General features: G+C 54.8%; 19 protein-coding genes and 1 pseudogene. 6 read left to right on the forward strand and 14 right to left on the reverse strand.

The genetic code is table 11. The features are described from left to right. Positions 1–18: 18 nt before the first annotated feature. The 9 genes and pseudogenes from ATG98_RS03090 to ATG98_RS03135 all read right to left on the reverse strand — a co-directional run bounded on the left by ATG98_RS03090 (position 19) and on the right by ATG98_RS03135 (position 13,106). Positions 19–1,152: a glycerate kinase gene (locus ATG98_RS03090; protein WP_098419454.1), complete on the reverse strand. Its 1,134-nt coding sequence runs from the start codon at positions 1,150–1,152 to the stop codon at positions 19–21. A 44-nt stretch (positions 1,153–1,196) separates the two neighbouring features. Next, positions 1,197–2,540, reverse strand: coding sequence for a GntP family permease (locus ATG98_RS03095; protein ID WP_098422114.1), 1,344 nt, complete (start codon positions 2,538–2,540; stop codon positions 1,197–1,199). Positions 2,541–2,690: 150 nt separating this feature from the next. Further along, positions 2,691–3,824 (reverse strand): sugar diacid recognition domain-containing protein, encoded by a 1,134-nt coding sequence (locus tag ATG98_RS03100; RefSeq protein WP_098419455.1) that lies wholly within the window; start codon positions 3,822–3,824, stop codon positions 2,691–2,693. Between the two features lie 645 nt (positions 3,825–4,469). After that, positions 4,470–5,304: pseudogene (locus ATG98_RS03110) on the reverse strand (LysR family transcriptional regulator). A 95-nt stretch (positions 5,305–5,399) separates the two neighbouring features. Next, a complete protein-coding gene (locus tag ATG98_RS03115) occupies positions 5,400–5,828 on the reverse strand; it encodes a universal stress protein (RefSeq protein WP_098419457.1) in 429 nt (142 codons plus the stop codon). An 11-nt stretch (positions 5,829–5,839) separates the two neighbouring features. Then, a complete protein-coding gene (locus tag ATG98_RS03120; protein WP_098422116.1) occupies positions 5,840–8,434 on the reverse strand; it encodes a TRAP transporter permease in 2,595 nt (864 codons plus the stop codon). A 151-nt stretch (positions 8,435–8,585) separates the two neighbouring features. Further along, positions 8,586–9,563: a TAXI family TRAP transporter solute-binding subunit gene (locus ATG98_RS03125; RefSeq protein WP_098419459.1), complete on the reverse strand. Its 978-nt coding sequence runs from the start codon at positions 9,561–9,563 to the stop codon at positions 8,586–8,588. A 134-nt stretch (positions 9,564–9,697) separates the two neighbouring features. Next, positions 9,698–11,695 carry a hypothetical protein gene (locus ATG98_RS03130; protein WP_098422117.1) on the reverse strand — a complete coding sequence of 666 codons (1,998 nt, stop codon included), beginning with the start codon at positions 11,693–11,695 and terminating at the stop codon, positions 9,698–9,700. 85 nt (positions 11,696–11,780) lie between these two features. Then, entirely contained in the window at positions 11,781–13,106 is a 1,326-nt protein-coding gene (locus ATG98_RS03135; RefSeq protein WP_098421718.1) for a PQQ-dependent sugar dehydrogenase, read from the reverse strand. Between the two features lie 517 nt (positions 13,107–13,623). On the opposite strand from ATG98_RS03135, the gene ATG98_RS03140 reads away from it, so the two are divergent. Beyond that, the gene (locus tag ATG98_RS03140) at positions 13,624–13,965 is read left to right on the forward strand and encodes a DUF3135 domain-containing protein (protein ID WP_179888030.1); all 342 of its coding nucleotides are present in this window, start codon (positions 13,624–13,626) and stop codon (positions 13,963–13,965) included. Positions 13,966–14,210: 245 nt separating this feature from the next. Next, complete coding sequence (locus tag ATG98_RS03145) at positions 14,211–15,065, forward strand: YihY/virulence factor BrkB family protein (RefSeq protein ID WP_098419462.1); 855 nt, start codon at positions 14,211–14,213, stop codon at positions 15,063–15,065. Positions 15,066–15,165: 100 nt separating this feature from the next. Here the strand turns inward: ATG98_RS03145 and ATG98_RS03150 are convergent, their stop codons facing one another. The 3 genes from ATG98_RS03150 to ATG98_RS03160 form a co-directional block, all read right to left on the reverse strand. Then, positions 15,166–15,585 (reverse strand): hypothetical protein, encoded by a 420-nt coding sequence (locus ATG98_RS03150; RefSeq protein WP_098419463.1) that lies wholly within the window; start codon positions 15,583–15,585, stop codon positions 15,166–15,168. 192 nt (positions 15,586–15,777) lie between these two features. Next, entirely contained in the window at positions 15,778–16,725 is a 948-nt protein-coding gene (locus ATG98_RS03155; protein WP_098419464.1) for a sodium-dependent bicarbonate transport family permease, read from the reverse strand. Positions 16,726–17,052: 327 nt separating this feature from the next. After that, complete coding sequence (locus ATG98_RS03160; RefSeq protein ID WP_098421719.1) at positions 17,053–17,607, reverse strand: YgjV family protein; 555 nt, start codon at positions 17,605–17,607, stop codon at positions 17,053–17,055. Between the two features lie 180 nt (positions 17,608–17,787). Between ATG98_RS03160 and ATG98_RS03165 the strand changes: the two genes are divergently transcribed. Then, positions 17,788–18,399, forward strand: coding sequence for a YqaA family protein (locus ATG98_RS03165; protein ID WP_098419465.1), 612 nt, complete (start codon positions 17,788–17,790; stop codon positions 18,397–18,399). A 33-nt stretch (positions 18,400–18,432) separates the two neighbouring features. After that, positions 18,433–19,671 (forward strand): cation:proton antiporter, encoded by a 1,239-nt coding sequence (locus tag ATG98_RS03170; protein ID WP_098422118.1) that lies wholly within the window; start codon positions 18,433–18,435, stop codon positions 19,669–19,671. Between the two features lie 97 nt (positions 19,672–19,768). Here the strand turns inward: ATG98_RS03170 and ATG98_RS03175 are convergent, their stop codons facing one another. Next, on the reverse strand, positions 19,769–20,014 hold the full coding sequence (locus tag ATG98_RS03175) for a hypothetical protein (protein ID WP_098419467.1): 246 nt from the start codon (positions 20,012–20,014) through the stop codon (positions 19,769–19,771). A 623-nt stretch (positions 20,015–20,637) separates the two neighbouring features. Between ATG98_RS03175 and ATG98_RS22165 the strand changes: the two genes are divergently transcribed. Then, positions 20,638–21,120 (forward strand): ZIP family metal transporter, encoded by a 483-nt coding sequence (locus tag ATG98_RS22165; RefSeq protein WP_228706006.1) that lies wholly within the window; start codon positions 20,638–20,640, stop codon positions 21,118–21,120. 243 nt (positions 21,121–21,363) lie between these two features. Further along, entirely contained in the window at positions 21,364–23,658 is a 2,295-nt protein-coding gene (katG, locus tag ATG98_RS03185) for a catalase/peroxidase HPI (RefSeq protein WP_098422119.1), read from the forward strand. Positions 23,659–23,800: 142 nt separating this feature from the next. Here katG and ATG98_RS03190 read toward each other — a convergent pair whose 3' ends face one another. Beyond that, the gene (locus tag ATG98_RS03190) at positions 23,801–24,226 is read right to left on the reverse strand and encodes an HAD family hydrolase (RefSeq protein ID WP_098422120.1); all 426 of its coding nucleotides are present in this window, start codon (positions 24,224–24,226) and stop codon (positions 23,801–23,803) included. Positions 24,227–24,349: the final 123 nt, after the last annotated feature.

Here is a 24,349-nt window from a genome sequence, read left to right on the forward strand (position 1 = left end):
TGCGCCTGTTTCGGTTTTTTATTTCAGCCTTAAAACAAGCCGAGCCAGTTGCTCGCTGGTGCTTTCAAGGTAATGTGCCGCACGTGCGATAGCGTCGTTTTTACTGATTGGCCCTGGGGCAATCGAGAAGACAGCCGTAATACCCGCCTCATGAATGGCCGTCATATTATCGCCTCCCAGCATGCCGGCAAGGCCAATAACAGGTACCTGATAGCGTTGCGCCAGCTTGGCAACGCCTGTTGGTGTTTTACCGGAAGCACTTTGGCCATCGATCGCTCCTTCGGCCGTAATCACCAGGTCGGCGGCCTTCATCTGCGCCTCCATACCCACGGCGGCCATCACCAATTCGATACCGGGCTTTAAAAGCCCACCGAGAATCCCGGCAACCGTTCCCCCAATGCCGCCAGCTGCACCACTTCCCGCAAAGCTGCTTATGTCGTAACCATTTTGCTCCACACACCGAGCAAAGTGGCTAAGGTTGGCGTCGAGCAGCTTGACATCGTCTGGCGAGGCACCTTTTTGTGGCCCGAATACGGCTGCGGCGCCCAAGTCGCCGAGCAAGGGGTTAGTTACATCGCAGGCAACCACAACGTCTATGCCTGCCAGGCTTGCTTTCGCGTCGGTAACATCAAAGTGGCTGATGTATTTTAAACCCGCACCGCCAGAAGTTATGGACTGACCCTTACAGTCCAATAATTGTGCGCCCATAGCTTGTAGCAAACCTGCGCCGCCATCGGTGGTGGCACTGCCGCCCAAGCAAACGATGAGAGTCTTCGGCTGGTGTTTCAAAGCGGCCATAATGAGCTCACCAGTGCCATAACTGGACGCTGTCATCGCATTACGGTCGGGCTCGGCCACGCAGTGCAGGCCGCTTGCCTCAGCAACTTCAACAATGGCGGTTTTCCCGTTATCTATCAGCCCGTAACTGGCGTTAACCAAAGCACCGGAAGGGCCGCTTACCCGTGCCTGGAGCAACCTGCCCTGCATAGCCCCCACAAGAGTGGCCGTTGTGCCTTCGCCACCATCTGCCAGTGGGATCTTAATAACCTGATCATCTGGAGCACCGCGTAACCAGCCGACGGCAATGGCGTCAGCGACGGCTTCCGCCGTCAGGCACTCTTTAAACGAATCAGGGGCAATAAGTACGCGCATGCTGCAGCCCTTAACAGTAATTGTTTAAATATCCCTAATGCCCCTTATAGGGCTACCAGGGAAACCAGCCATACGGAAGTAATAGTCACCAGGCCCATAAACAGTGTTGCCGCGGTGTGTGAGCGATACGCCGTTGCAACGTCCATTTTACTGAACTGGGATACCACCCAAAAATAGCTGTCGTTGGCGTGGGATACAGTCATTGCGCCCGCACCAACGGCCATAACCGTTAAAACGCGGCCCATATCTGAGTCCAATCCCAGCTGCGGCAACAACGGAGCAACCAGCGCAGAAGCGGTAACCAGAGCGACAGTTGAAGAGCCTTGCGCCGATTTGAGCGCAGCGGCCACAATGAAAGGCATGATAACCCCCAGACCCAATGTAGACAGGTTCTGCCCAAGGAAATCACCCAGCGGTGTAGCGGCAAGCACAGCACCGAATGCCCCACCCGCACCGGTAATCAGAATAATCGGCGCCGAGACAACCAGACCTTTTTCAGTGTGACGGGCAAATCCTTTGAGTTTCTCATCACCTTGAATCAGCAGCACGGCAAACCCGAGGCCAATCAACAGAGCATTCAGCGGCTTACCAAGAAAGTTCAGCGCTTCATGCAGAAACCCATCACCCAACGGGGCGGTTGGGTAACTGGCTACTGAGCCTAAACAAATAAGGACAATAGGCACAAAAATAGGGGCAAAGGCTTTCCATGGACCAGGCAGTTCGCCGTAATGCTCTTTGCCTTCCTCAAACGCTTCTTCTGTCAGATCCAGCTCTGTGCTGGGAAGATTTCGTGAGAAATAGGCCCAAATCAAACCCGCCGTCGCCGCGATTATGGCAAAAACAAGGCCGACGCCGATAACCAGCCCCAAGTTGTTTTCCAGCCCCAGGTTGCCCGCTGCCGCAATCGGGCCAGGCGTGGGCGGTACAAGGGTATGGGTTGCAAATAGACCGGTAGAAAGCGCAACCGTCATTGCTACGGGGGATACGCTAAGGGTTCTTGCCATGGAGCGCTTCAGGCTGTTGAGAATGACGAAACCGGAATCACAAAATACCGGAATAGACACAATAAAACCGACGATAGACATCGTCATGGTGGGAAACTTTTTCCCTAAAAATTTGATGATGGTTTCAGCCATTACAATAGCGGCACCGGTGCGCTCAAGAATCACACCAATGATGGTACCCAAAACAATAACCAGGCCGATATAGCCGAGAATTTTACCAAAACCCCCACGAATCGTTGATTCGATGGAGTCGAGGGGCAGGCCAAATGCGAAAGCGGCGATGAACGATGCCAGCAAAAGTGTGATGAAAGGATTGAGCCGCAATTTACTCGTTGCGAACACAATAAACGCAATAAGAGCGATTAAAATGAAAACCATGTGCATAGAAAATCTCCGGCATCGCTTCAATTATTATTTTCCCAAGAAGGGAGCTCAGTACAATCACTGAGTCTAGAATCTGAGCGGAGATTCGTCTTTAGTCAAATATACTGAAAATTGAGCCAAAACTTGCTCTTTTTTGTGCAAACCGACAAATCAATGGCTTTTGGAGAGGCTGCCTGCGCTCAATGCCAGATACAAATGGAGAAGTTCCGGGAGCTTGAAAGGAGACAAACCGGTGAGCTGCTCAATGCTTTTCAAACGGTATCGAATGGTATTGCGGTGCAAGTGCAAGGCCGACGCACATTGTTGTACATCGCCATTGGCGTCAAAAAATGCGTTTAAGGTTCGCACATACAGAGAATGGCGGGGATGAGCATGCAGCGCTTGCAAAGGGCGCAACAGTTCATGCTGTTGCCAGCCAGGATTTAGGCTCTCCCATAAAATGGTCACTGGATTGTTTGAATAACAATGAACTGTATTTTGTGGCGACTCACGTCGGCCATGAGTCATTGTTGCCAGGGCAGATTCGTAACATCCCTGCAGGTTGCCCTCCATGTGCTGCCCAACAGCGACCACAATCGACATGTGAGTGGCTGACGGTAAATGACGCTGCAAGCGTGTCAGCGCTTGTTCTGTTATTGAGCGCTGCTCCGAGGCACCTGGCGCCTTTACCGGCACAACAACAAGAAGTCGCTGGGGCGCTACCTGGGCCAATAACAAGTTTTTGTCGCTGAACTCAAGCTGTCGCGTCAGCGAAATGACAAAATCGTCGGGACCGGGTAACTGAACAGGCTCTATGATCAATGCAAGGCGTGGCTGAGCCTGATCGAAGCCGACTCGTTCCAACCAAACCTGCGGTACGGTGCGTCCATTAATCAGGGCTAACAACGTATCCTCAATTTGCCGGCGACGGTGCTGGCCTAGTTCCAGCAGAGCGGTATGTTCCAGCATGAGCTCTGCCGTAACCTTCACCAAATCTGCAAACGGCAAGACTTTGGCCGGTTCCCCGGAAATGCCAACAACAGCAACGACTTGATGACCGACCGTAATAGGAACGTTAACACCATGGCGAACCCCGGGGAATTGCTCGGCATTGTGAGCATCAACCGCCAGCGACTCCCCTCGCACAGCCACATGCCGTGCGCCCTGATGAATTTCACCAACTCGTAGCGGATCACCTGAAGCGATGATCACGCCGTCGGGCGTCATCACATTTACCGAGTGGCCAATAACCTGCATTGCCCTGTCTACGATGCGCTGAGCTGTCGTTTGGTCAAGTGTAATCATAGGCGCACCTTACCACAGGGTATTGCGGAGCAAATGGACGCCCAGCCACTTGAAAGCCTGCTTCTTACGACAAAAAGAGAAAGCATTCAAACACTTGGCGATCAGGCGGTAAACCAACCGATTGAGGCTGACGCTATTCGACAACGCTATGTTCTATCGTCTTACTCATCACTCACAGTGATACCAGAAATATCAGACAACAATTATTCAACCTAGCTCTTCATCCTGATAATGCTCTCATCGGATTCGAAAGCACCCACGTGATTTCCAGTCCCTGACACACCAATCGATGATCCTTAGGAGAATAACCATGCGTAAAATTACTGCAACCGCACTCGTAGCAGTCCTAGTCGCTTTTGCCCTCCCAGCCTCTGCCAGCTTGGCAGACCGGAAGTCCGACGAGCAGAAGACCGAGCAGCCAGCAGCGCCCGCTCCATACAGAGGTCACATCGTAATTCGCGGCGAGATTGTTGCCGTTGACCACACATCTGCCCAACGCACATCTAAAATCTAAGTAGCGTAGCCATTGTGCTTAAGAACTCAGCCGTCGGGATGTATTTTTTACCAACTGCTCGGCGGTAAAACGTATTTCCCCCGACCCGCTGGGCTTAACTCTGTACTTAAAATATCATCGAAAATGATGATTTAGTCAGTCATGTCCATGATGCTTGAGTAACGCTCTTTCATCGAGCTCTCGATCAACTCTCGCAGCCAGACAATGCCAGGATCGCGGTCGTGCCTAGTGTGCCAAAACAGGTAGAGACTACTGGGATCAAGGTCAAACGGCAAAAGCGCGACCCACAAACTCATTTACCGTTACCGCAATGCGCCGGTTTAGCCCTTTTAGATCAAGATAGCTGTCGACAAGCCCGTGAGCTTCGCCGGACATCGTCACCAGCAAGTGCCGCGCATCTATGAAATCTTCCATAGAGAGCTGTTTACCTGCCAGCGGATGGTCGGCCCGCATTGCAACCTGATAACCCCCTTGGAACAGCCAGATACTTCTAAGGCTATTGTCATGGTGGCTGATTGGTCCAATGGCGAGGTCTACGTTGGCTTCGCGTAAATCACTGTGGGTTCCTTCCGGCGTAAAAGGAACAGCGTGAAGGTCAACGCCTGGCGCCACGCGCTCGAGTTTTTCGGCCAGTTGGCGCCAGATCATTTCTACGGTGAGATCCGTGACCGCAATCCGGAAAGTCCGGCGTGCCTGCGCGGGATCGAACTTAGTGGATCTGACGGCGGTTGACAGGTCATAGATTGGGCCCCGAATACGGTCCCAAAGGCTGAGCGCATAAGATGTCGGTTCTATTTTGCGACCCTTTCGCACGAACAGCGGGTCATTCCAAACCTGCCGCATTCGCGAAATCGCGTTGGATACCGCCGGTTGCGTCATTGCCAGGCTTTCAGCCGCGCGAGTGACCGAACGCTCGGTCATGATCGCATCGAACACATAAAGCAGATGCAGCTCCTGGCTTTTCATCGAGCGGTTTTACTCCGGCCTGGAATGTCCCGCTGTTCGTGCGAAAGGGGCGCAGGAAAACAGTCGTCGCATGCCGTAAACGCCCCAGCTTAAGCTTAGCGCACGATCATTACCGACATCTTGGCATGATGCACCACGTGCTCGGCGTTGGGGCCGAGCACGTAATCGGCGAACTTACGCTTGTTATGGGACGCCATAACGATCAAATCGATATCAAGTTGCTTTGCCACCTTGATGATCGCCTCCCAGGGCGAGCCATCGACAATGACACTTTGCGCCCTTACATCCGCGGGCACGTTCGCTTTAATGAAGGCATGCTGAGCCTCGGCTATCGCCTTATGGGCCTTTTTTGCGAAGTCTTTAGGAAAATAAGACCCCACTATCGGCATATTGTAATCCGGCAGAACCGTAACCAGATGCAACGATGCGCCGAAACTTCTACATAGCGTCAAAGCGGTGGGGAACGCTTTGGACCAAGACGCCTCTTCATTAAGGTCCAGTGGCAACATGATCTTGCTGTACATGGCAATCTCCTTCAAGCAGTGGCGGTAGCCGCCGTTTTGTCACGACGCCGGCGCTGCAACAGTATGACCAGCCCGAAAACCAGGAAGGCGGGGATCCACATCAGCTCCTTGGTCCAGCGGTCAACAGGAGCCAGTACCTCAATGATTTCCTGGTCAAAATCGAAGCCAAGATCCGACGCCTGGCTGCCATAAGCCACCATATCGACAATTGCCTTATCGCCTTCGATCAACAGCTCCAGGCCCAGATTATCCAGCCGCTCCTGCCCGCTATCGCCGTCTGGCACTGGCACGGTCATGTAGGTGGTCATGGGGTCGCCGAACGCATCAAGACCTGCGATCTGTATGCGCAAGGTAGAGTCTTCATCGGCACTGCCGATGGCCTCTACGAACTGTGCAGGTGGCATGGACTCATAGGGATCGTGAATCATGTCCATCCAGAACCCGGGCCGGAACAGCGTGAACGCTATGAGCAACAACACGGCGGATTCGTACCAGCGGCTGCGGGTAATCATGTAACCCTGAGTCGCCGCCGCGAAGATCAGCATGGCAATGGTCGACACCACAAAGATCAAAATCCCCTGAAAGAAGGTTACATCGATCAGCAACAGGTCGGTATTGAAGATAAACAGGAACGGCAAAGCCGCGGTACGAAGGCTGTAATAGAAGGCCTGGAAGCCGGTCCGAATTGGGTCGCCACCGGAAACCGCAGCCGCCGCAAAGGACGCCAGCCCCACCGGCGGCGTCACGTCGGCCATAATGCCGAAGTAGAACACGAACAGATGCACCGCAATCAACGGCACCAGCAGGCCGTTCTCGGCCCCCAGCTGAACAATAACCGGCGCCAGCAGCGCAGAGACCACGATGTAGTTGGCCGTAGTGGGCAGACCCATACCAAGAATCAGACTAAGCACCGCCGTAAGCAGCAAGATCAGCAGCAAGTTCCCCATCGCCAGGATCTCAACCACCTCTGCCAGCACCAAGCCGACCCCGGTCTGCGACACAGCCCCGACGATGACGCCAGCGGTGGCCGTGGCAATGCCGATACCAATCATGTTGCGGGCGCCGGTGACCAGGCCAACCCATAAATCCATGGCGCCTTCGCGCAAATCGGCGCCCATTTTACTACGGCCGCGGAAGATTGAGGTGATAGGGCGCTGGGTAAGAATGATAAACACCATGAACACCGTGGCCCAGAAAGCCGACAAGCCCGGCGACAGGCGCTCGACCATCAAACACCAAACCAGCACAACCACCGGTAAGATGTACTGCAAACCAACCAGCACCGTGGGCCTGGTTTGCGGCAGGGAATAGATCGGCTCATTGGGGTCATCCAACTCCAGTTCAGGGTAGCCGGCTGCCAGTTTAAGCAAAGCGACATAAATCACCGCCAGCCCAACCGAGACCACCCAAGGAGTGGCATCGCCGAGAACCGGCTTGAGCCAGCCAAGGCCGTAATAGACGACCATAGCCGTCACCATCATCAACAGAAGCCCACCGAGAAAGCCCATCACCTTGCGCACCAGAGGCTTAGGCGGATTGCTGCTTTCAAGGCCCTGCATATTAGCTTTCAGGGCCTCCAGGTGAACGATATAAACCAGTGCGATATAAGAGATCAAGGCAGGCAAGAAGGCATGCTTGATGACATCGACATAGGAAATGCCCACATACTCGACCATCAGGAACGCGGCCGCGCCCATGACAGGCGGCATGATCTGGCCATTGACCGAAGACGCCACCTCGACAGCCCCGGCCTTTTCAGCGGAAAAGCCGACGCGTTTCATCATCGGAATAGTAAAGGTGCCCGTGGTGACCACGTTGGCAATAGATGAACCGGATATCAGCCCGGTCATAGCAGACGCCACTACGGCAGCCTTAGCCGGCCCGCCCTTGTAGTGGCCAAGCAGCGAGAACGCCACCTTGATAAAGTAGTTACCTGCCCCGGCCTTGTCGAGCAGTGCGCCGAACAGAACGAACAGGAACACAAAACTGGTCGAGACCCCCAGCGCAATACCAAAGACACCTTGGGTGGTCAACCACTGGTGATTGATCAGCCCGAACAGGCTAACGCCTCCATGGGAGAGGATACCGGGCATCCAGGGACCAGCAAGACTGTAAATAAGAAACACCGACGCCACAATCATCAGCGGCGGACCCAGCGCGCGGCGGGTTGCCTCAAGCAGCAGCAGAATCCCTGCCACGCCTACTATCACATCCTGCAATATCGGCGCGCCGGGGCGCTGAGACAGACCTTCGTAGAAGATAAACATGTAAGCGCCGCAGAAGGCCGCCACCGAAGCAAGCACCCAATCCAGATTAGGGATTCGGTCACGGGGCGAACACTTGAGTGCCGGATAGGCCATGTATGCCAGAAAAAGCGCAAAGGCCAGGTGAATAGAGCGGGATTCCGTGGCACTGAACACACCGAAACCCAGAATAAAGGGCACCGGAGAAGCAATCCATAATTGGAACAGCGACCATGCCGCTGCAATGCTCACCAATAGCTTACCGGGCATGCCAGCTGGTTTGCGGGCTCCCGAGTCAGTGGAGGCAACCATGTCCTCCAAATCGGCACTCGAATCCCGAGGTTTTGTATTGTCGTCAGTCATACCCAGCCCTATCCGCCGTCAGTCAGGTTGCTATTGATATTATTGTTGCGCTTGGAAACGGCACCACAAACGCAATGCGCGGATACCTGTAAGCATCCGCGCATCGGTCACTCAGTCATAACAGCCATCAAAAACAGCCGTCAAAGCATAATCACTCAATCCAGCCTTGCTCGCGATAGTAACGGGCAGCTCCATCATGCAGCGGTGCTGAAAGACCTTGGGTAGCCATTTCCTGAGGAACCAGGTTTTCAAAGGCAGGATGCAAACGCTTGAAGCGATCGAAGTTATCGAAGACCGCCTTGACCGTCTGGTAGATAACTTCCTCATCAGCCTCAGCGGTGGTCACGAAAGTTGCCGCAACGCCGAAGGTTTCAACGTCTTTGTCATTGCCCTTGTACAGACCACCAGGGATCACCGATGCGGAGTAGTACGGATACTCGGCGACGATGCCTTTAACATCTTCGTCGTTCAACGGGATAAGGCGAGCATCAACGGTTGTGGTCGCTTCCTGGATGGAACCGTTGGGGTGCCCAACCACATAAACCATCGCATCGATGTTGTTATCGGACAGCGCTGAAGCTTGCTCGGCGGCATCCAACTGCGACGCCAGAGAGAAGGTATCCATGGTCCAGCCTTTGGCGTCCATCACCACTTGCATGGTGTTGCGCTGGCCAGAACCAGGGTTACCGATGTTGACGCGCTTGCCCGCAAGGTCATCCAGGGTAGTAATGCCAGAATCGGCGCGAGCCAGCAGAGTCAAAGGCTCGCCGTGAACCCGGAAAACGGCACGCAGGTCTGTGTAGGCGTCGCCTTCAAAGTTGCCGGTACCGTTATAGGCCTGATACTGCACGTCTGACTGAGCCACACCCATATCTAGTTCGCCGGACTTGATGCCATTGATGTTGGCAACAGAACCACCTGTAGACGGCGCATTACACTTGATATTGGCATCTTCCAGACGGTTAACCAAACGACAGATCGACTGACCGACGACGTAGTACACGCCGGTCTGGCCGCCAGTGCCGATGGTAATGAACTGCTCTTTATCTTGGGCCATCGCAGGTGTTGCAAACATAGCAGCACTCAGCAGGGTGCCGGCAAATGCGGCGGAGAAAGCATGGCGTTTCATAAACACACCTCAATAATTGTCATTATGATCGGTAGAAAGCGAAAAAATTACACGTATGGAAAAACGCCTGCTTGATGAGGTCTGTTTCCCTTATTTCCCAGTTTAGCCGCGACTTACGTGAAGTAAAGCTTAATTTACAGACCCAAACGCCCCAAGGCCCAACTGTTTTGGGCCAGGTGCATGGCCTGTTTTACGTCATCGTTTGGAATATCACCCGGCTCACCCTTTTCGAGCGGGTCGTAGTGAAACACGTACAACCGCGAGGCGAACTCGGCCACCGGCAACGAGGCTTCACCATAGAGCTCGCCGTGGCCCTGGGTCGAGGTGACAATTCCCTGACCCCAGTTTTGCCCGCTGTCGTTATTGGGATTAAAGAAATAAACGCGCATAACCTCATCGGGGTCCAGCGCAAGCCGCTGGATAGTGATGGCGTGCCAGCCGAGAAAGCGTGTGGCGCTGTCGGTCACTGCAATGCCGGCCGGCTGAGGATTAATAACCGGAATGTTGCCGTTGTAAAAAGGGTGATAGGCGGCATAAAAATCTCGAATAAACCCTTCAAAGTCTTTCAGGCCACCGGTGAATACGTCGACCGCTATGCGAAATCCGTGGCCTACATGATCACCGTGGAATGCGGAGTTAACCCATTTGTGCGGATCTTCTCCACGCCCGGCGCTGCGACGACCCATTTCGAAGTAGATGCGGTCGAGGTGCGGCACAGTCAGCAGTGAAACGGCATCTACATCCACCGGAGGCTCGCTGGCCAGCCCGGCGCCCAGATCCCGCGAAGAAATACTGTTGCCTTCAAAACGCATCACTACTTCATCATCGCGCGCGGCCCAAGCAAGAATCCGCAGCAGTTCCGCCGGCATGTTGTAAGCCCACATAGACAAGGCGCGCGTAGACTGACACGTCGGATAGTTCCCTTGCCCCACCCCCAGCGGGCGCCCGAGCACATTGAGCACATCCGCAAGCAGAAAGCATTCCGGCGAACGGCTGCGCCCAAATACAGCCACAATTTTCTCGGCTGCGGCCTCGCACAGCGACAATCGTATCTGTCGCCACAGAGACGGCGCCACCGGGGGTGCGTAAAGGATGCCCCGCTCGAGCATCATGGCCAGGCCGTAGGCACACTGGCTGGTCTCGGGAAACAGGGCCTCATCAATCAGGGTGTGAATCAACGCCGGGTAGCAGTGAAAGGCGTCGGCACCCGTATGGCTCAGGCCCAACGCTGTAGGAATCAGGTCGTTCCAACGGCTACGCAAGTAACGTATGAACCCCGGCATATAGGGTGAAACGAGGCCGGTACTGTGTATAGCCTTGGCAAAGGCGATGGCCTCTTGCAGCAGGGTGGCATCGTCCATCTGTGCCAGGCGTTCAGCGTAAACATCGAAGCCGGGATCTTCGCGGCAGCCCTCGGTAGGGCTGAATACGGCATGGATCAGTTGCAGCGCGTCATCGCCGACGTCGCCACCGAGCGCATCCGGCTTTTGCAGACAGACGGCGATCTGCGTCACCATCTGTTTAACACCATCCACCTGAACCGGCCGTTGCGCGAGAATCCGCCAGACTTCGGCCACCAGATCTTCCAGAAGATTCTCGTAACCCAGATGCTGGAGCAGAAAGTGATACAGACCCTGAACGGCGAAGCCGATCCCGTCCGGCCGCAGCCGGTCACTCTCCTGAAGATCACTGACCACCATATCCAGGTTCATCGCCAATACTTGGGCAAGAAAGTGCTGAGCGTGTTCTGCAGAAATAGAAGGGTGTACGTAGTGGCCTTTAGCCACCGCCAGAAGGCGAATCTGACTCAGGCTTTCAACCAGGGTTACCACCGGTTCGCCATGGCGAATCGTGCGCACTGCCAATGAGGGCACCAAGGTCTGCGGATAATCCCAATCACTGCCGCCAAAGCACCCGGCCGCCTCAATCGCCGGCACGCGCTGGTAAAGAACTTCGAGGCCTTCGTCAGTGAACATCAGGGCCCGTGCTGCTTCGATGACCTCCAAAACGGGCGAGACGCCCTCAGTTGCATTGATTTCGGCAAGGCGTTTGATGGCTGCGTCAAATGACTTCACTAGCTCATCTGGCGCGGCGCTATGCTGATTCACGGGTGTGTATGTGGCTCTACTCATACCTCATGATCCTCCGGTCAATCCCGGGACATGTCAACCTGACCGACTTTCCACGCGCACAATACCCGGGCGGAAAAGACGCCACTCATTGTGCCTGCGATTCTGCGCGACTGACCCGCCAGATGATATTGCCCACGTCATCCGCCACTAAAAGCCCACCCTGCTTGTCGATAACAACGCCAACAGGACGCCCCTGGGCTTTGTCGTCGGCATTGATGAACCCGGTGAGTATATCGACCGGCTGGCCATAAGGTTCGCCATTGGCGAAAGGAACAAAAATGACTTTATAGCCACTGCGGGGTTTGCGGTTCCAGGAACCGTGCTGGCCTACAAACATACCGTTGTTGAATTGTTCAGGAAGCGTGTTGCCCTCGGCAGCCGTTAACCCCAGTGAAGCGGTGTGCGTCCCGAGGGCGTAATCGGGCTTGATGGCCCGGGCCACTTTTTCCGGATGCCGCGGTTTTACCCGCTCATCCACATTCTGGCCAAAATAGCTGAAGGGCCAACCGTAGAAACCACCATCCGCCACCGATGTCATGTAGTCCGGCACCAAATCACTGCCCAGCAGGTCACGCTCATTGACAGCAACCCAGAGCTCGCCGCTTTCCGGCTGCCAGGTCATACCCACGGGGTTGCGTAGTCCAGTGGCAAATTCGCGGTGCTGACCGGTTTCGGGGTCGATTTCCCAAATGGACGCGCGACCTTTCTCCTTTTCAAGACCGTTTTCGCCGATATTACTGTTAGAGCCCACACCGACGTAAAGCTTGTTGCCATCCGGGCTGGCAACCATGCTCTTGGTCCAGTGGTGGTTAATCTTTCCGGCTGGCAAATCGGTGACTTTGGTGCCTTCGGCGGTGATGCGTGTCTGGCCCGTCTCATAGGGAAAGCGCATGACGGCGTTGGTGTTGGCAACGTAGAAGTCGTTCCCGATCAGCGCCATGCCAAATGGAGAGTGCAGGTCTTCCAATAGCGTCGAGCGTTTGTCAGCCACGCCGTCACCATCACTGTCCCGCAGCAGGGTAATCCGGTCGGCGCTGGGAACGGTGGCACCGGCACTCTCCATTATCAGCCCCTGGATCCAGGCGCGAATTCCCCCGCCACTGTCCGGTTTCGGCTGCGCATTGGTTTCAGCGACTAACACGTCACCATTCGGCAGAACATAAAGCCAGCGAGGGTGTTCGAGGTTGTCTGCAAAGGCGACCACCCGGGTTCCCGCGACAGCATCGGGTTTTCCGCCGGAAGGCCAACCGGTGGCTTTGGCAATATTGACGGTGGGAATCAGGGATTCGCTCGGGCTGGGTAATATTGGATTAGGGCCGGTGCCTTCGGCAACGGAGAGTTGAGCGACATTCCCGCAGGCAGTAAGCGTGAGTGCCAGACCGATGGGCAATAACAGGTGATGCTGTTTCATACTAATAAATTCCAAAACCAGAATAACCAAAGCGTAGGCCGATTTCGTTGCAATTGCTTTCTCTACGCCACAAAACTTGCATTCAGCGAGCCGTGCAGTATCAGCTTCTGTTAGAAAGTCGCGACGACTTAGAGGGCAACTGCGATGGCGGGATTTTTTATCACAATGCCGGTACAGGCTATAACTTCTGAATACTGCGGGAGGATGCTCGTGCACAAGCAGTGTTCACACGACCCAAGTTGTTGTTGGTTAAGTCTTTTGCCTTGTGTTCTTATTTCATTTGCTTTGGGTTGATTTTATTTTTCCTCAGCGCAGCACTTAACCTTTTTTTATCGAATCACAGCCCCGGGTTATGGTCAATCAAATTTGTACTCATATGAATCGAGAAATTAGCGCTGCGTAACCTGATGTCAATCTCACTCACATGTCGCAATTTTAACGCACTGCTGTCCTCTACTTGATATAACTTGGTAGTACATGGGAGCGAATCCATTGGTGGTTTTCAGGGGGGAGCATTGTGGAAAAACCTACATTCGATGAGCTCAGAAACCTTTCAGAGAATCACCCGGAGCGGTTTGAACAATTACGGGCGGAGTTGATAGAAGACTGTATTCGCAGCAGCAGCAAAGCCAGCCAGGACCGCCTGCGCGGGTTACAGTTCGTCATTGATACCCGCCGCCGACTGGCTAGCAACCCCATGAAAGCTCTGCTTGAGATCCAGGAGATGATGCACGAATCCCGCCAACGCCTGAACCGCGCCCTTCATGCGCAGGCCGAAACACAACCAGCGCAGGAAGCACGCATACTGGGTGGCCAACAACGATGGCCGCGTCAGCATGACCGGGCGGAACTGCACTGACGCGGTGCTGAAAAGCTAGATGCTGTGATTACCGAACTGACCTCGCTCTACCCGGAAATCACGGCCATACCCTGCTCTGGTGATATTGGAACAGCTTCCGGCCGAAAGACTTTGTCGACGATTCTGGAAGATATCGTTAGCTTCACTGTTCACGGTGCCGGCGAACGGGCATCTTAAGCAAAACCCTAAAGGCTGGCGAAATCCCGTACCCTGCTGGAGCTCACAATCTGTGTCAGGATTAGCCCATGACAGACACAACCGACAACAAGCAGCCACACCTAAGCCCAGTTCGACAGTGTCTTCAATTCGCACACCGGGTTTTACGCAATTTTCTGCGCAATCATGGGGTGTTGCTGGCGGGCGGGGTTGGCTATAACGTACTTCTGTCGGCAGTGCCGATGCTTGCCGTGCTGACGGTATTGCTTACCCGCGTAGTGAACGAAGAGCAGTTGCTGGAAGTCATGGCGGTGCAGACACAGCATTTTGCCCCGGCCAATGCCAGCCTGCTGCTCGATGCGGTCCGGGCTTTTATGGAGTCAAGGGACATCATCGGTATTGTCGGCGTGCCGGTGATGCTATTTTTTAGTTCGTTTGCTTTTCGTATGCTGGAAGACTCCATTGCCATTATTTTCCATCGGCCCGACAACCCCCGCCGTAGTTTCTGGGTGTCTGCCTTCCTGCCCTATGCTTTCATCTTGATTTTGGGCGCAGGTTTGCTGGCCCTAACCCTGCTGTTCAGCCTGATCAACGCATTTTACGAAGCCCCGGGGCTGATTCTGTACCTGATCAGTTTTGTTGGCGTATTTATTCTGTTCAGCGCCATTTATAAGGTTCTACCCATTGTGCGTATCTCTCCCCGGAGGGCCATTGTGGGTGGTCTGGTTGCAGCCATTCTCTGGGAAGCTACCCGTTTGCTGTTGATGTACTACTTTCTCAATATATCCTTCGTTAATGTCATTTATGGCTCCCTGGCTACCATCATTGTGATACTGATCAGCCTGGAAATTGCTTCCATTATCCTGCTGCTCGGGGCCCAGGTGATCGCGGAGCTGGAACGGAGCGAGCGGCTGGGCCTGCGCTGGTATGTTTCTCCGGACTGAAGCCGATGAACACTTTTGCCGTTCAGCGAATGTTTTCTTATGCCGGGCGCACAAAAAAGGGAGGCACGAAGGCCTCCCAAGGACACACAATTTTTTTCTATCAGGCAGAAGCGGTGGTGCTTGTCTTCTTGGCTGCGCTTTTCGTAGCAGTCGGCTTCTTGGTGTTGACCTTGTGTTTGGTAGACTGCGCCACACTGGTTACATCATCAGCGGCGTCAGATACAGCGTCAGCGGCCGCATCGGTGCCTTCAGCTGCTTCTTTCTCAAGCTTTGACAAGATGTCAGCAGCAAAGCTACCCATACGCAAATTCAGGCTGCGAAGCTGGCTGAACAGCGTTTCACTGTAGCCGTAGTAGTGTTCGCGCACTGACTTAACGCTGTATTCGCGGGCACCAGATTCCAGTTTCTCGGCGTACTCGAAAGGCTTGGCAGACAGCTTTTTCTGTTGCGCTTCTGCAGCATTAATGCCTTTCTCGACAATTTCCTGAATCTGTTGCTGATATGTCTTGAGTTTACCCATTTTGAATCTCCTGATTGCTAATGATCGCTTTGATTGAAGAGGGGTTCACCAAGCGAGTTTGTCGACAAAAGTCCGTCGAACTTCGATCTCAGGATCTACAGTACGGTGAAAAATTAGAGTGTTCATACTAGATCGCGAAAAAATCGGAAAAGAAAAACAGTTTTATAATTCCGGATCGCGTTGAATCGAACGCTACGCCGTCAAAAACTCCAAAAAGTGACTGTACATCCCGATACCAATCAATACGTTGAACGGAAAAGTCACACCAAGAGAGGCCAGCATCGCCAGCCCAATGTCCGCTTCGGGAATGGCGTGCCGCACGGCCACCGGCGCAGCAATGTAAGAAGCACTGGCGGTAAGAGCGCCCAAAATTACAATAGTTCCGGTCTCCAGGCCCAGCCAGATGCCCACTAAAAGCCCTGGCACCGACAGGATCGGGGGCATGCAAAGGGCGAAAGCAATCAAACGCCAATGGCGCAGCTGAACCTTGCGCAGGGTTTCCGCCGCAACCAGGCCCATCTCCAACAAGAACAGCGAAAGCACCAGGGAAAAAGCACCCGTTAACGGGGCCGTAACGCCATCACCCTTGTCGGGCCCGTAAAGAATGCCGATAACCACGCCACCCACCAGTAAAACCACACTTCTGTTAGTGAGGGTTTCTTGCCAAAGGGGTGTACCCGTGCTGCTTGTTTGAGCCGCCTCCTGGGTGTAGCGCCGATAAAGCCACAAGCCAGTAAGAATCGCCGGCAGCTCCAACAGGACCAAGTACAAAGTAACCTGCCCGTTAGTCGCCAACCCCCGGGACTCAACCCAGGCCAACGCCACCGCGAAAGTACCTGCACTAACAGATCCATAGTGGGCGCAGAAACTGGCGGCGTCCGCCACATTCAAGCGAACAAGGTAGCGGAGCATCGGAAACAGCACCAAGGGAATGGCAAAACCCAGCGCCATAATCGCCAGCACTTGCGAAATCAGACCCCAATGAAGATTGCCATGCAGGGCCATGCCGCCCTTAAGGCCTATGGTCAGCATCAGCAGAAGGCTGAGAATATCGTAAACGGCCTTCGGGATCGTCAGGTCAGAGCGAAGGGCTCCCGCGATCACTCCAAGCAGGAAAAACATCACGATGATGTCGGGCATGAATCAAAAACTCCGGTGAATCAACCTAGGGGGCGATAGAATAACTAATCATTCCCCTGCCACAACATCTGGCAAGCGCAGCCGCACCATATGGCTCAAGGCGCGTTAAGCTCTTTCGCAATAGCCAGAGGAACAACAATGAAATTCACCTTTTTGGGCACAATCTAATATAGTGGCATTTAATGAATGCATGACTCTGTTAATGAACGGGACCCACGATATGAGCGCACACCTCTCTCCCTGGATTCAAGTATTAAGTGCAGCACCGCTCAGTACATCCATGTACAGGAGGGTCGGTTTCTGATCAACCTCAAGGACTAGAGGCTGTTACGCGCCCGGACCTTTTGCTTTCTCGAAAGCCTCGGGATAGCGCCGTTTCATTTTCGCCAACCGGTATATGGTGATGAAGTTAACGACCAACACCATGGCCTCCGCCAGCGTGCCACCCACCGAACCGATGGCAATATTGTTCAGCATCCAGGCAACCGCGGCGGCGGCCAGCATTAGCCGCATGGGAATGCCCCTGAGCATGAACATGCCTAAGGTGCCAAAAATAGCCGCCGCAATGGCAAAAAAATCTACCGGACTGCGCCAGGTCAGTAGCGCAGCCACCAGATTCACCCCCAATACCGCCAGCATCACCTGCCAGCTGCCCATATAGCGCCGCGCCAGCATAATGCGGCCGATCACCAGCAAGCTCAGGGTCGCCGCCGTCCAACTGCCAAACAGCGCAAACTGCAGCGCAAAGGCCACATTCGCCGCAATCAACAGCACCATCAGCCGGTCATCGTGCTTGCTGGTAAAGCCGACAATGCAGAAGCCCAGCGCAATAAGGCTGACAATCTGGCCCGCCAGTTCTGTGTAACTCATCTCCTCGAACATCATCAAAGTCTACGGCACAGGCACTATCGAGAGAAGCCAGCCAGATAGCCGGCACAGATTTATTTTCCGGAGCACAGACTCAATCCTGATTTCCCGTATTGCTGCACCGGATACCCGTACGCTAGTGTCACGTCTTTCAGTCCACCACTGCCAGCATGACTACTTGTTTCAGGAAACATAATGACAGACAGAGCTGCACGCCCTCCCCGGGGACTGGCCCGCATTAAAAGATGGGCAATACGACTGATCTACTCCCGGCACGCTTTCTGGGGGCTGGGTATCGCGTCTTTTCTTGAGTCCATTCTCATACCCATTCCGCTGGAAGTAATCCTTGTTCCCTTGATGCAGGCCCGCCGCAGTCAGATATTCCTCCTCAGCACTATTGCCTTACTCGGCTGTCTAGCAGGCGCCACGGTCGGCTATTTTGTCGGCTATTTCGTGTTTGATGCTGCTGGGCAGTTGCTCGTGGAAATGGTCTCGACGCCCGAACAATTCGAGCATGTGCGCATGCGGATGGAGGGGGACGGATTCTGGTTCATTATGAGTGTCGGGGTTATTCCGATTCCGTTTCAAATTGCCATGCTGGCAGCCGGGGCCACCCGCTATTCCTTCTTCCTGTTTATGCTCGCGTCTGCTTTGTCCCGGGCACTGAGATACTATGGTCTGGGAATGCTGGTTCTCATTGCCGGCAATCACGCGCAAGCTATTTTCGAGCGTCACAAAGTGTCTGCTGCCATAGTGGTTACAACAGTGGTGCTTGTGATCTGGGCTGCGGTTTTATTGGGCGGGTGACAAAAATTCTGTCCCGGTTTTTCTGAGGAATACATGACACTGTTTGAAATCGTCGCCATCCTACTGAGCCTCTCCGCATTGTTCAGTTACATCAATGCCCGGTTTATCGGTTTACCAACGAGTATCGCCGTGATGGCGTTTTCGCTGGCCTTTTCGCTGGCTCTGGTCGGTATCAACCACCTGGGCGGCCAGGATCTGACACGCTGGGCAGAGCAGCTGATTGCGCAGGTTGATCTGGGTGAAACACTGCTGAACGGCTTATTGAGCTTTTTGTTGTTTGCCGGTGCCTTACACGTAAAACTCGCCGATCTGGCCGACCAGAAATGGCTGGTGGCGCTGCTGGCGACCCTGGGTGTCGTGGTCACCACATTTTTAGTGGGATGTGCCATGTGGCTGGTGCTGGGCTGGCTCACTATTCCGCTGCCGTTTATCTACTGTCTGCTCTTCGGCGCTGTGGTGGCGCCCACCGACCCAGTGGCGGTGTTGGCTATTCTTAAATCGGTGGACACACCCAAAGCCTTGTCCACCAAAATTGCGGGTGAGTCCCTATTCAATGATGGCGTTGCGGTGGTCATGTTTATCGCCATTCTGGGCATTGCACAGGGAGACAGAGAGGCTTCGTTTCAGGGCATTGGCCTGCTGTTTCTGGAAGAAGTGGCGGGTGGATTGGTGTTGGGCTTTTTACTGGGGTGGGTGGGGTATCACCTGCTGCGCCGGCTCGACAATTACCAGGTCGAAATTCTGGTTACCATTGCCTTGGTGGCAGGCGGCTACGCGCTCGCCAGCCGGTTGCATATGTCCGGCCCGTTGGCGGTGGTGGTCGCGGGGCTGATGATCGGCAACCATGGTCGACGGTATGCGATGTCGGAACAAACCGAGCGGCAGTTGGATACGTTCTGGGAGTTGATCGATGAGGTGCTGAACGCCGTTCTGTTTTTGCTGATTGGTCTTGAAGTCCTGATCGTCACGTTTGAATTACCGGTGCTGTTGGCCGGACTTGCTGCGATTCCGCTGGTCCTTCTGGCGCGGCTGGTGGCGGTGGGTGTTCCGGTGATGGCGTTAAAACCGTTCCAGGAACATACCTCAAGCTCCATTCTGGCGCTAACGTGGGGCGGCCTGAAAGGCGGCATCTCCGTTGCATTGGCATTGGCGCTACCCGCAGGGCCGGAGCGGGATCTGATTCTGCCGATGGCCTACGTGGTGGTGGTATTTTCCATCCTGGTTCAAGGCTTGACGGTGAAACCGTTTTTGGGGCGCGCGGCGCCGAAATAACTGGCCGGTGCTAACGTAACAGTGTATCCGGGCGGCGTGCTTGAAGGCGCCACCCGGCTAAAACGGAGCGGATTAACGCTCTATGGTTTGTGAGGGTCTATTGCGACGCTTCATCAAGGCGTTCCATTGCTCGCTCAAGCACTGTCAATGATTCGCTGTGCTTGCCTTGCTGATGCAACTTTTCACCCTGATCCCGCAGGGCTTGGATCTCACTTACTGCTTCCGCAGGTAATTGCCTGCTTTCCAATTCGCTGTCAATTTTATGGACCAAGGTCGGGCATTGGCTTGCCTGGGCTGTGCCAGCCAGGAATAAACCGACAACGAGTGCGATAACATAGCGCATGGTGGTTCCTCCGTGAATTGAGTGATGATCGTTTTCAGTGTAGTACGGCACTTTCGTAATTGCGGTATTGGGCGGATTAAACTTTCTATAACTAGCGCCGCTGGTTGCGGAAGAAAAACTTAAAATACTGCCCGGGATTAGTTGACCACTGCACAAAAATACTAGGAGACTGTCGGACTGAAGCGATCGTAGCGAGCAAGGTGGGAAACCGAGGACAGTTTTTGGGTTTTAAGGCACCTAGCGTCCCGACGGCAATACCCGATCATTCAGCGTACCCCAAAACAACCATCAGGAGAGCCAATGCTAGTGGATCTGGAACTCATGCTCGCATGACGTCAGCATTGTCTGGCTTGGTTCAATGGCCAGCCTCTTGGCAGGTCTGGGAACGGGCGTTGGCGCCTTGGGTATATTTCTGGTCCGAAAACTGCCGGGCTCCTTAGAAGACAGCCTTTTAAGCGCTGCCGCCGGCGTAATGCTGGCGGCCTCGTTTTTCTCGCTCTTGCTGCCCGGGATCGAGTACGGCGAAACCCTGACGGGCGAAACCTGGTCAGCAACGCTGGTGGTCATTGCGGGGCTGTTGATGGGGTCGGTCGGACTCTACCTGATTCACCAATGTTTTCCCCATGAGCATTTCAAGCTCGGGCGGGAGGGGCCGGACCCGGCTCGGGTACGCCGCATCTGGCTGTTCGTCATCGCCATTGGCTTGCATAACTTTCCGGAAGGCATGGCGGTCGGTGTCGGATTTGCCGGGGGCAATATCGGTAACGGTCTGGCGCTGGCCATCGGCATCGGCTTGCAGAATATTCTCGAGGGCGGCTGTCGCCGTCTCGCTTCTGGCCATTCAGCATTCCAGACTCAAGGCCTTCAGCATTTCGCTGCTCACCGGGCTGGTGGAACCCCTCGGCGGCCTGTTCGGTGCCACCATGGTCTGGTTGGCCGAGCCCTTAATGCCCTGGACCCTGGGTTTCGCGGCGGGCGCCATGCTATTTATCATCAGCGATGAAATCATTCCGGAGACCCACCGCAAGGAACACAAAACTCTTGCCACCTTTTCACTGCTCGGCGGCTTTGTGGTGATGATGTTTCTGGACGCGACCCTGGGCTGAGCGTTTACCGCTCAGGTAAAACAATGTACTGGGCAAACGATTGACTGACTCTATCAATCCGATAATTTTTCAGCGCCGGTGTTTTCTTGACTCATTCAAGTTAATCGCCAATGCTTATTTTCGCGATGAACAAACAAATTTCGACCGTCAACCAGGAACTGCGGGCGCACGAGCAGCAACCTCAACTCGACGACGCTGGCATACGACACCAAGGCAGTCGTCAATTATAAAGGGAAGCTTAGTATGAGCGAAGAAATCAAAATCGGAGGCAAGTGCCCCTTCGCCGGTAATACGGTGGGCGGCGCGGCAGGTTCCGAGCCGACCCTGCCGCACTGGTGGCCCAACCGACTGCAGGTAGAACTGCTGCACCAGAACCCGCGCGAAGCCAACCCTCAGGACAAGGACTTCAACTACGCCGACGCCTTCAACAAGCTGGATCTGGCCGAGCTCAAGAAGGATATCAAAGAACTGTTAACGACGTCGGTGGATTGGTGGCCGTCCGATTACGGCAACTATGGCCCGCAGATGATCCGCATGGCCTGGCATTCCGCCGGTACGTATCGCATCGCGGACGGCCGTGGCGGTGCCGGCGCAGCCATGCAGCGTTTCGCGCCGATCAACAGCTGGTGGGACAACGGCAACGTCGACAAGTCCCGTCGTCTGCTTTGGCCCATCAAACAGAAGTACGGTGAGTCCATCTCCTGGGCAGATCTGATCGTGCTCACGGGCAACTGCTCGCTGGAAATCATGGGGTTCCCGACTTTCGGCTTTGCCGGCGGTCGCATTGACGCATGGGAGCCGGACACCTTGACCTATTGGGGCCCGGAGGGTTGGTTCGGCAAGAAACCAGAGGATGCCCCGCACGGCCCGCTGGAAGGTCATCCGGACCAGATGGTCAACCGTGACCTGCGTTGGACCGGTGAAGCCGGCGACGAGGATTACGATCTGGAAGCGCCGCTGGCCGCTTCAAATCAGGCCCTGATCTACGTCGATCCAGAAGGATCGGCCAAGAAGGGTATTCCGGAAGATTCGGCAGTCGATATCCGCATCACGTTTGGCCGCATGGCCATGAACGACGAAGAAACCGTAGCCCTTATCGCCGGTGGCCATGCCTTCGGCAAATCGCACGGCATGACGCCGCCGGATCAGATCGGTGCCGCGCCGGAAGGGGCGCCCATGGAAGCGCAGGGCCTGGGTTGGCACAATCCGCGTGGCAAGGGCAAAGCCGAAGATACCATGACTAATGGTATCGAGGGCTCCTGGACCCCGAATCCAACGGTCTGGGATAACGATTACCTCGAATCGTTGTTCAAGTTCGAGTGGAAACAGACCCGCAGCCCGGTAGGCTCCTTGCAGTGGACGCCGGTGAACACTGACGCCCCGCGCACGCCAGACGCGCATCTGAAGGGCGTCGATCACCCTTTGATGATGATGACCTCAGACATCGCACTGAAGGTCGACCCGTCTTATCACAAGATTTGCGAGAAGTTCATCGAGGACTTCGATTACTTCACTGACGCGTTCTCGCGTGCCTGGTACAAGCTCACGCACCGTGACATGGGCCCGAAGTCGCGTTATCTCGGCCCGGAAGTACCCAAGGAAAATCTGATCTGGCAGGACCCGATCCCGGTTGTGGATTTCGATCTGGTCGACGACAACGATATTGCCAAGTTGAAGGACAGGATTCTGGACACTGGCCTGAGCGTCTCCGAGCTGATCGGTGTGGCCTGGGGCGCCGCCTCAACGTTCCGTACCTCCGACAATCGCGGTGGTGCCAACGGCGCCCGCATCCGCCTTGCGCCCCAGAAGGACTGGCCGGTCAACAACCCGGGTGAAGTGGATAAAGTCGTCAACACGCTGGAAGGCATCAAGCACGACTTCGACGCGGCTCAGTCGGGCGGCAAAAAGGTCGCGCTAGCAGATCTGATCGTGCTAGCCGGCTGCGCCGGTGTCGAAAAGTCGGCCAGGGACGCCGGTATCAACGTGATGGTGCCCTTCACCCCGGGTCGTAACGACGCAACGGTTGAACAGACTGACGAGCAGACCTTTCGCTGGCTCGAGCCGGTCTCGGACGGTTTCCGTAATTTCCATCGGCACGACGTCAAATACAACGTCTCGCCGGAGCGGATCTTCCTTGATCGTGCTGCTCTGCTGGGTCTGAGCGCGCCGGAGTGGGCGGCTCTCACCGGTGGTCTGCGCGTGCTGGACATCAACTCGGACGGTCATTACAAGCAACACGGCGTGTTCACGCACAAGCCGGGCGTGCTGACCAACGACTTCTTCGTGAACTTGACAAGCCCGGAGTTTGAGTGGAAGAAAGTCGACGAGGAAGGCATGGAATTCACGCTGGACGATCGCGAGAGCGGCGACACGAAATTCAAGGCCACACGCTGTGACCTGATCTTCGGTGCCAACGCGCAGTTGCGTCAGCTGGCCGAGTTCTACGCGCAGAAGGGCGGCCACGAGAAGCTGGTCAAGGACTTTGTGGCGGCCTGGAACAAGGTGATGATGCACGACCGTTTCGACGTCGCTGGCTGATAGACGGCAGCCGGTTCGGAGGCCCCGCCGGGCTCCGGATCGGTTTATACCGGGGCGTCCTGGCGCGGATGGTGGCAACATTGCGTTCATCAGACATCGACCAGACCCCTTCAGAAACATGAACGCAATACAGTGTAAGGCTCTATCGCTTGACCTCATCCACCGACAGAATATGGTCGAAAAAGTCACTTAGGCCTGCAAACTCCAGCTGCTTCCTGGCGGCGGCAAGTGTGCTGTTGGTCAGCGCGGTCAGTTTGTAACCGTTGTCCCGAAGCAAAGTCAGTGCCTGAGGCACATCGTCATGGGCTGGCAGACTGAGAATGCCGTCAATAAGAGCACTCTGATCCTCCTCCGACACGTCAATGTCACGCCGTTTGCCCACCATCACCAACGCACTCTTCGCCAGATCACCAAACGGCGGGTAATCATCGATTATGGTCGCGGTAAGCCAGTTTTCCTGAAGGGTGAGAAACCATTCCTGTCGGGTCGACGCATCATTGAAAAGCCGTTCAAATAATGGATCCAGAGCGGAAACGTCCAGCAGGGTTTCGTTCACATCAAATACCAAATGCTGTGTTATGACTATCCTCTCGTATTCAGTGAGTTTGTGAGCTCGGGTAACAGCTCAATCCCATCCACCGCGTGAATCAGGCCTTCAGCCAACACTAGCACTATTACCAGCAGACCTTCA

The organism is Marinobacter sp. LV10R520-4 (assembly GCF_002563815.1).
Lineage (GTDB): Bacteria > Pseudomonadota > Gammaproteobacteria > Pseudomonadales > Oleiphilaceae > Marinobacter.

What these genes read in the sequence shown, in the direction of transcription:
- ATG98_RS03090 (WP_098419454.1), bottom strand. Translation starts at nt 1,152, where the DNA reads ATGCGCGTACTTATTGCCCCTGATTCGTTTAAAGAGTGCCTGACGGCG.
- ATG98_RS03095 (WP_098422114.1), bottom strand. Translation starts at nt 2,540, where the DNA reads ATGCACATGGTTTTCATTTTAATCGCTCTTATTGCGTTTATTGTGTTC.
- ATG98_RS03100 (WP_098419455.1), bottom strand. Translation starts at nt 3,824, where the DNA reads ATGATTACACTTGACCAAACGACAGCTCAGCGCATCGTAGACAGGGCA.
- ATG98_RS03115 (WP_098419457.1), bottom strand. Translation starts at nt 5,828, where the DNA reads ATGTACAGCAAGATCATGTTGCCACTGGACCTTAATGAAGAGGCGTCT.
- ATG98_RS03120 (WP_098422116.1), bottom strand. Translation starts at nt 8,434, where the DNA reads ATGACTGACGACAATACAAAACCTCGGGATTCGAGTGCCGATTTGGAG.
- ATG98_RS03125 (WP_098419459.1), bottom strand. Translation starts at nt 9,563, where the DNA reads ATGAAACGCCATGCTTTCTCCGCCGCATTTGCCGGCACCCTGCTGAGT.
- ATG98_RS03130 (WP_098422117.1), bottom strand. Translation starts at nt 11,695, where the DNA reads ATGAGTAGAGCCACATACACACCCGTGAATCAGCATAGCGCCGCGCCA.
- ATG98_RS03135 (WP_098421718.1), bottom strand. Translation starts at nt 13,106, where the DNA reads ATGAAACAGCATCACCTGTTATTGCCCATCGGTCTGGCACTCACGCTT.
- ATG98_RS03145 (WP_098419462.1), top strand. Translation starts at nt 14,211, where the DNA reads ATGACAGACACAACCGACAACAAGCAGCCACACCTAAGCCCAGTTCGA.
- ATG98_RS03150 (WP_098419463.1), bottom strand. Translation starts at nt 15,585, where the DNA reads ATGGGTAAACTCAAGACATATCAGCAACAGATTCAGGAAATTGTCGAG.
- ATG98_RS03155 (WP_098419464.1), bottom strand. Translation starts at nt 16,725, where the DNA reads ATGCCCGACATCATCGTGATGTTTTTCCTGCTTGGAGTGATCGCGGGA.
- ATG98_RS03160 (WP_098421719.1), bottom strand. Translation starts at nt 17,607, where the DNA reads ATGTTCGAGGAGATGAGTTACACAGAACTGGCGGGCCAGATTGTCAGC.
- ATG98_RS03165 (WP_098419465.1), top strand. Translation starts at nt 17,788, where the DNA reads ATGACAGACAGAGCTGCACGCCCTCCCCGGGGACTGGCCCGCATTAAA.
- ATG98_RS03170 (WP_098422118.1), top strand. Translation starts at nt 18,433, where the DNA reads ATGACACTGTTTGAAATCGTCGCCATCCTACTGAGCCTCTCCGCATTG.
- ATG98_RS03175 (WP_098419467.1), bottom strand. Translation starts at nt 20,014, where the DNA reads ATGCGCTATGTTATCGCACTCGTTGTCGGTTTATTCCTGGCTGGCACA.
- ATG98_RS22165 (WP_228706006.1), top strand. Translation starts at nt 20,638, where the DNA reads ATGAGCATTTCAAGCTCGGGCGGGAGGGGCCGGACCCGGCTCGGGTAC.
- katG (WP_098422119.1), top strand. Translation starts at nt 21,364, where the DNA reads ATGAGCGAAGAAATCAAAATCGGAGGCAAGTGCCCCTTCGCCGGTAAT.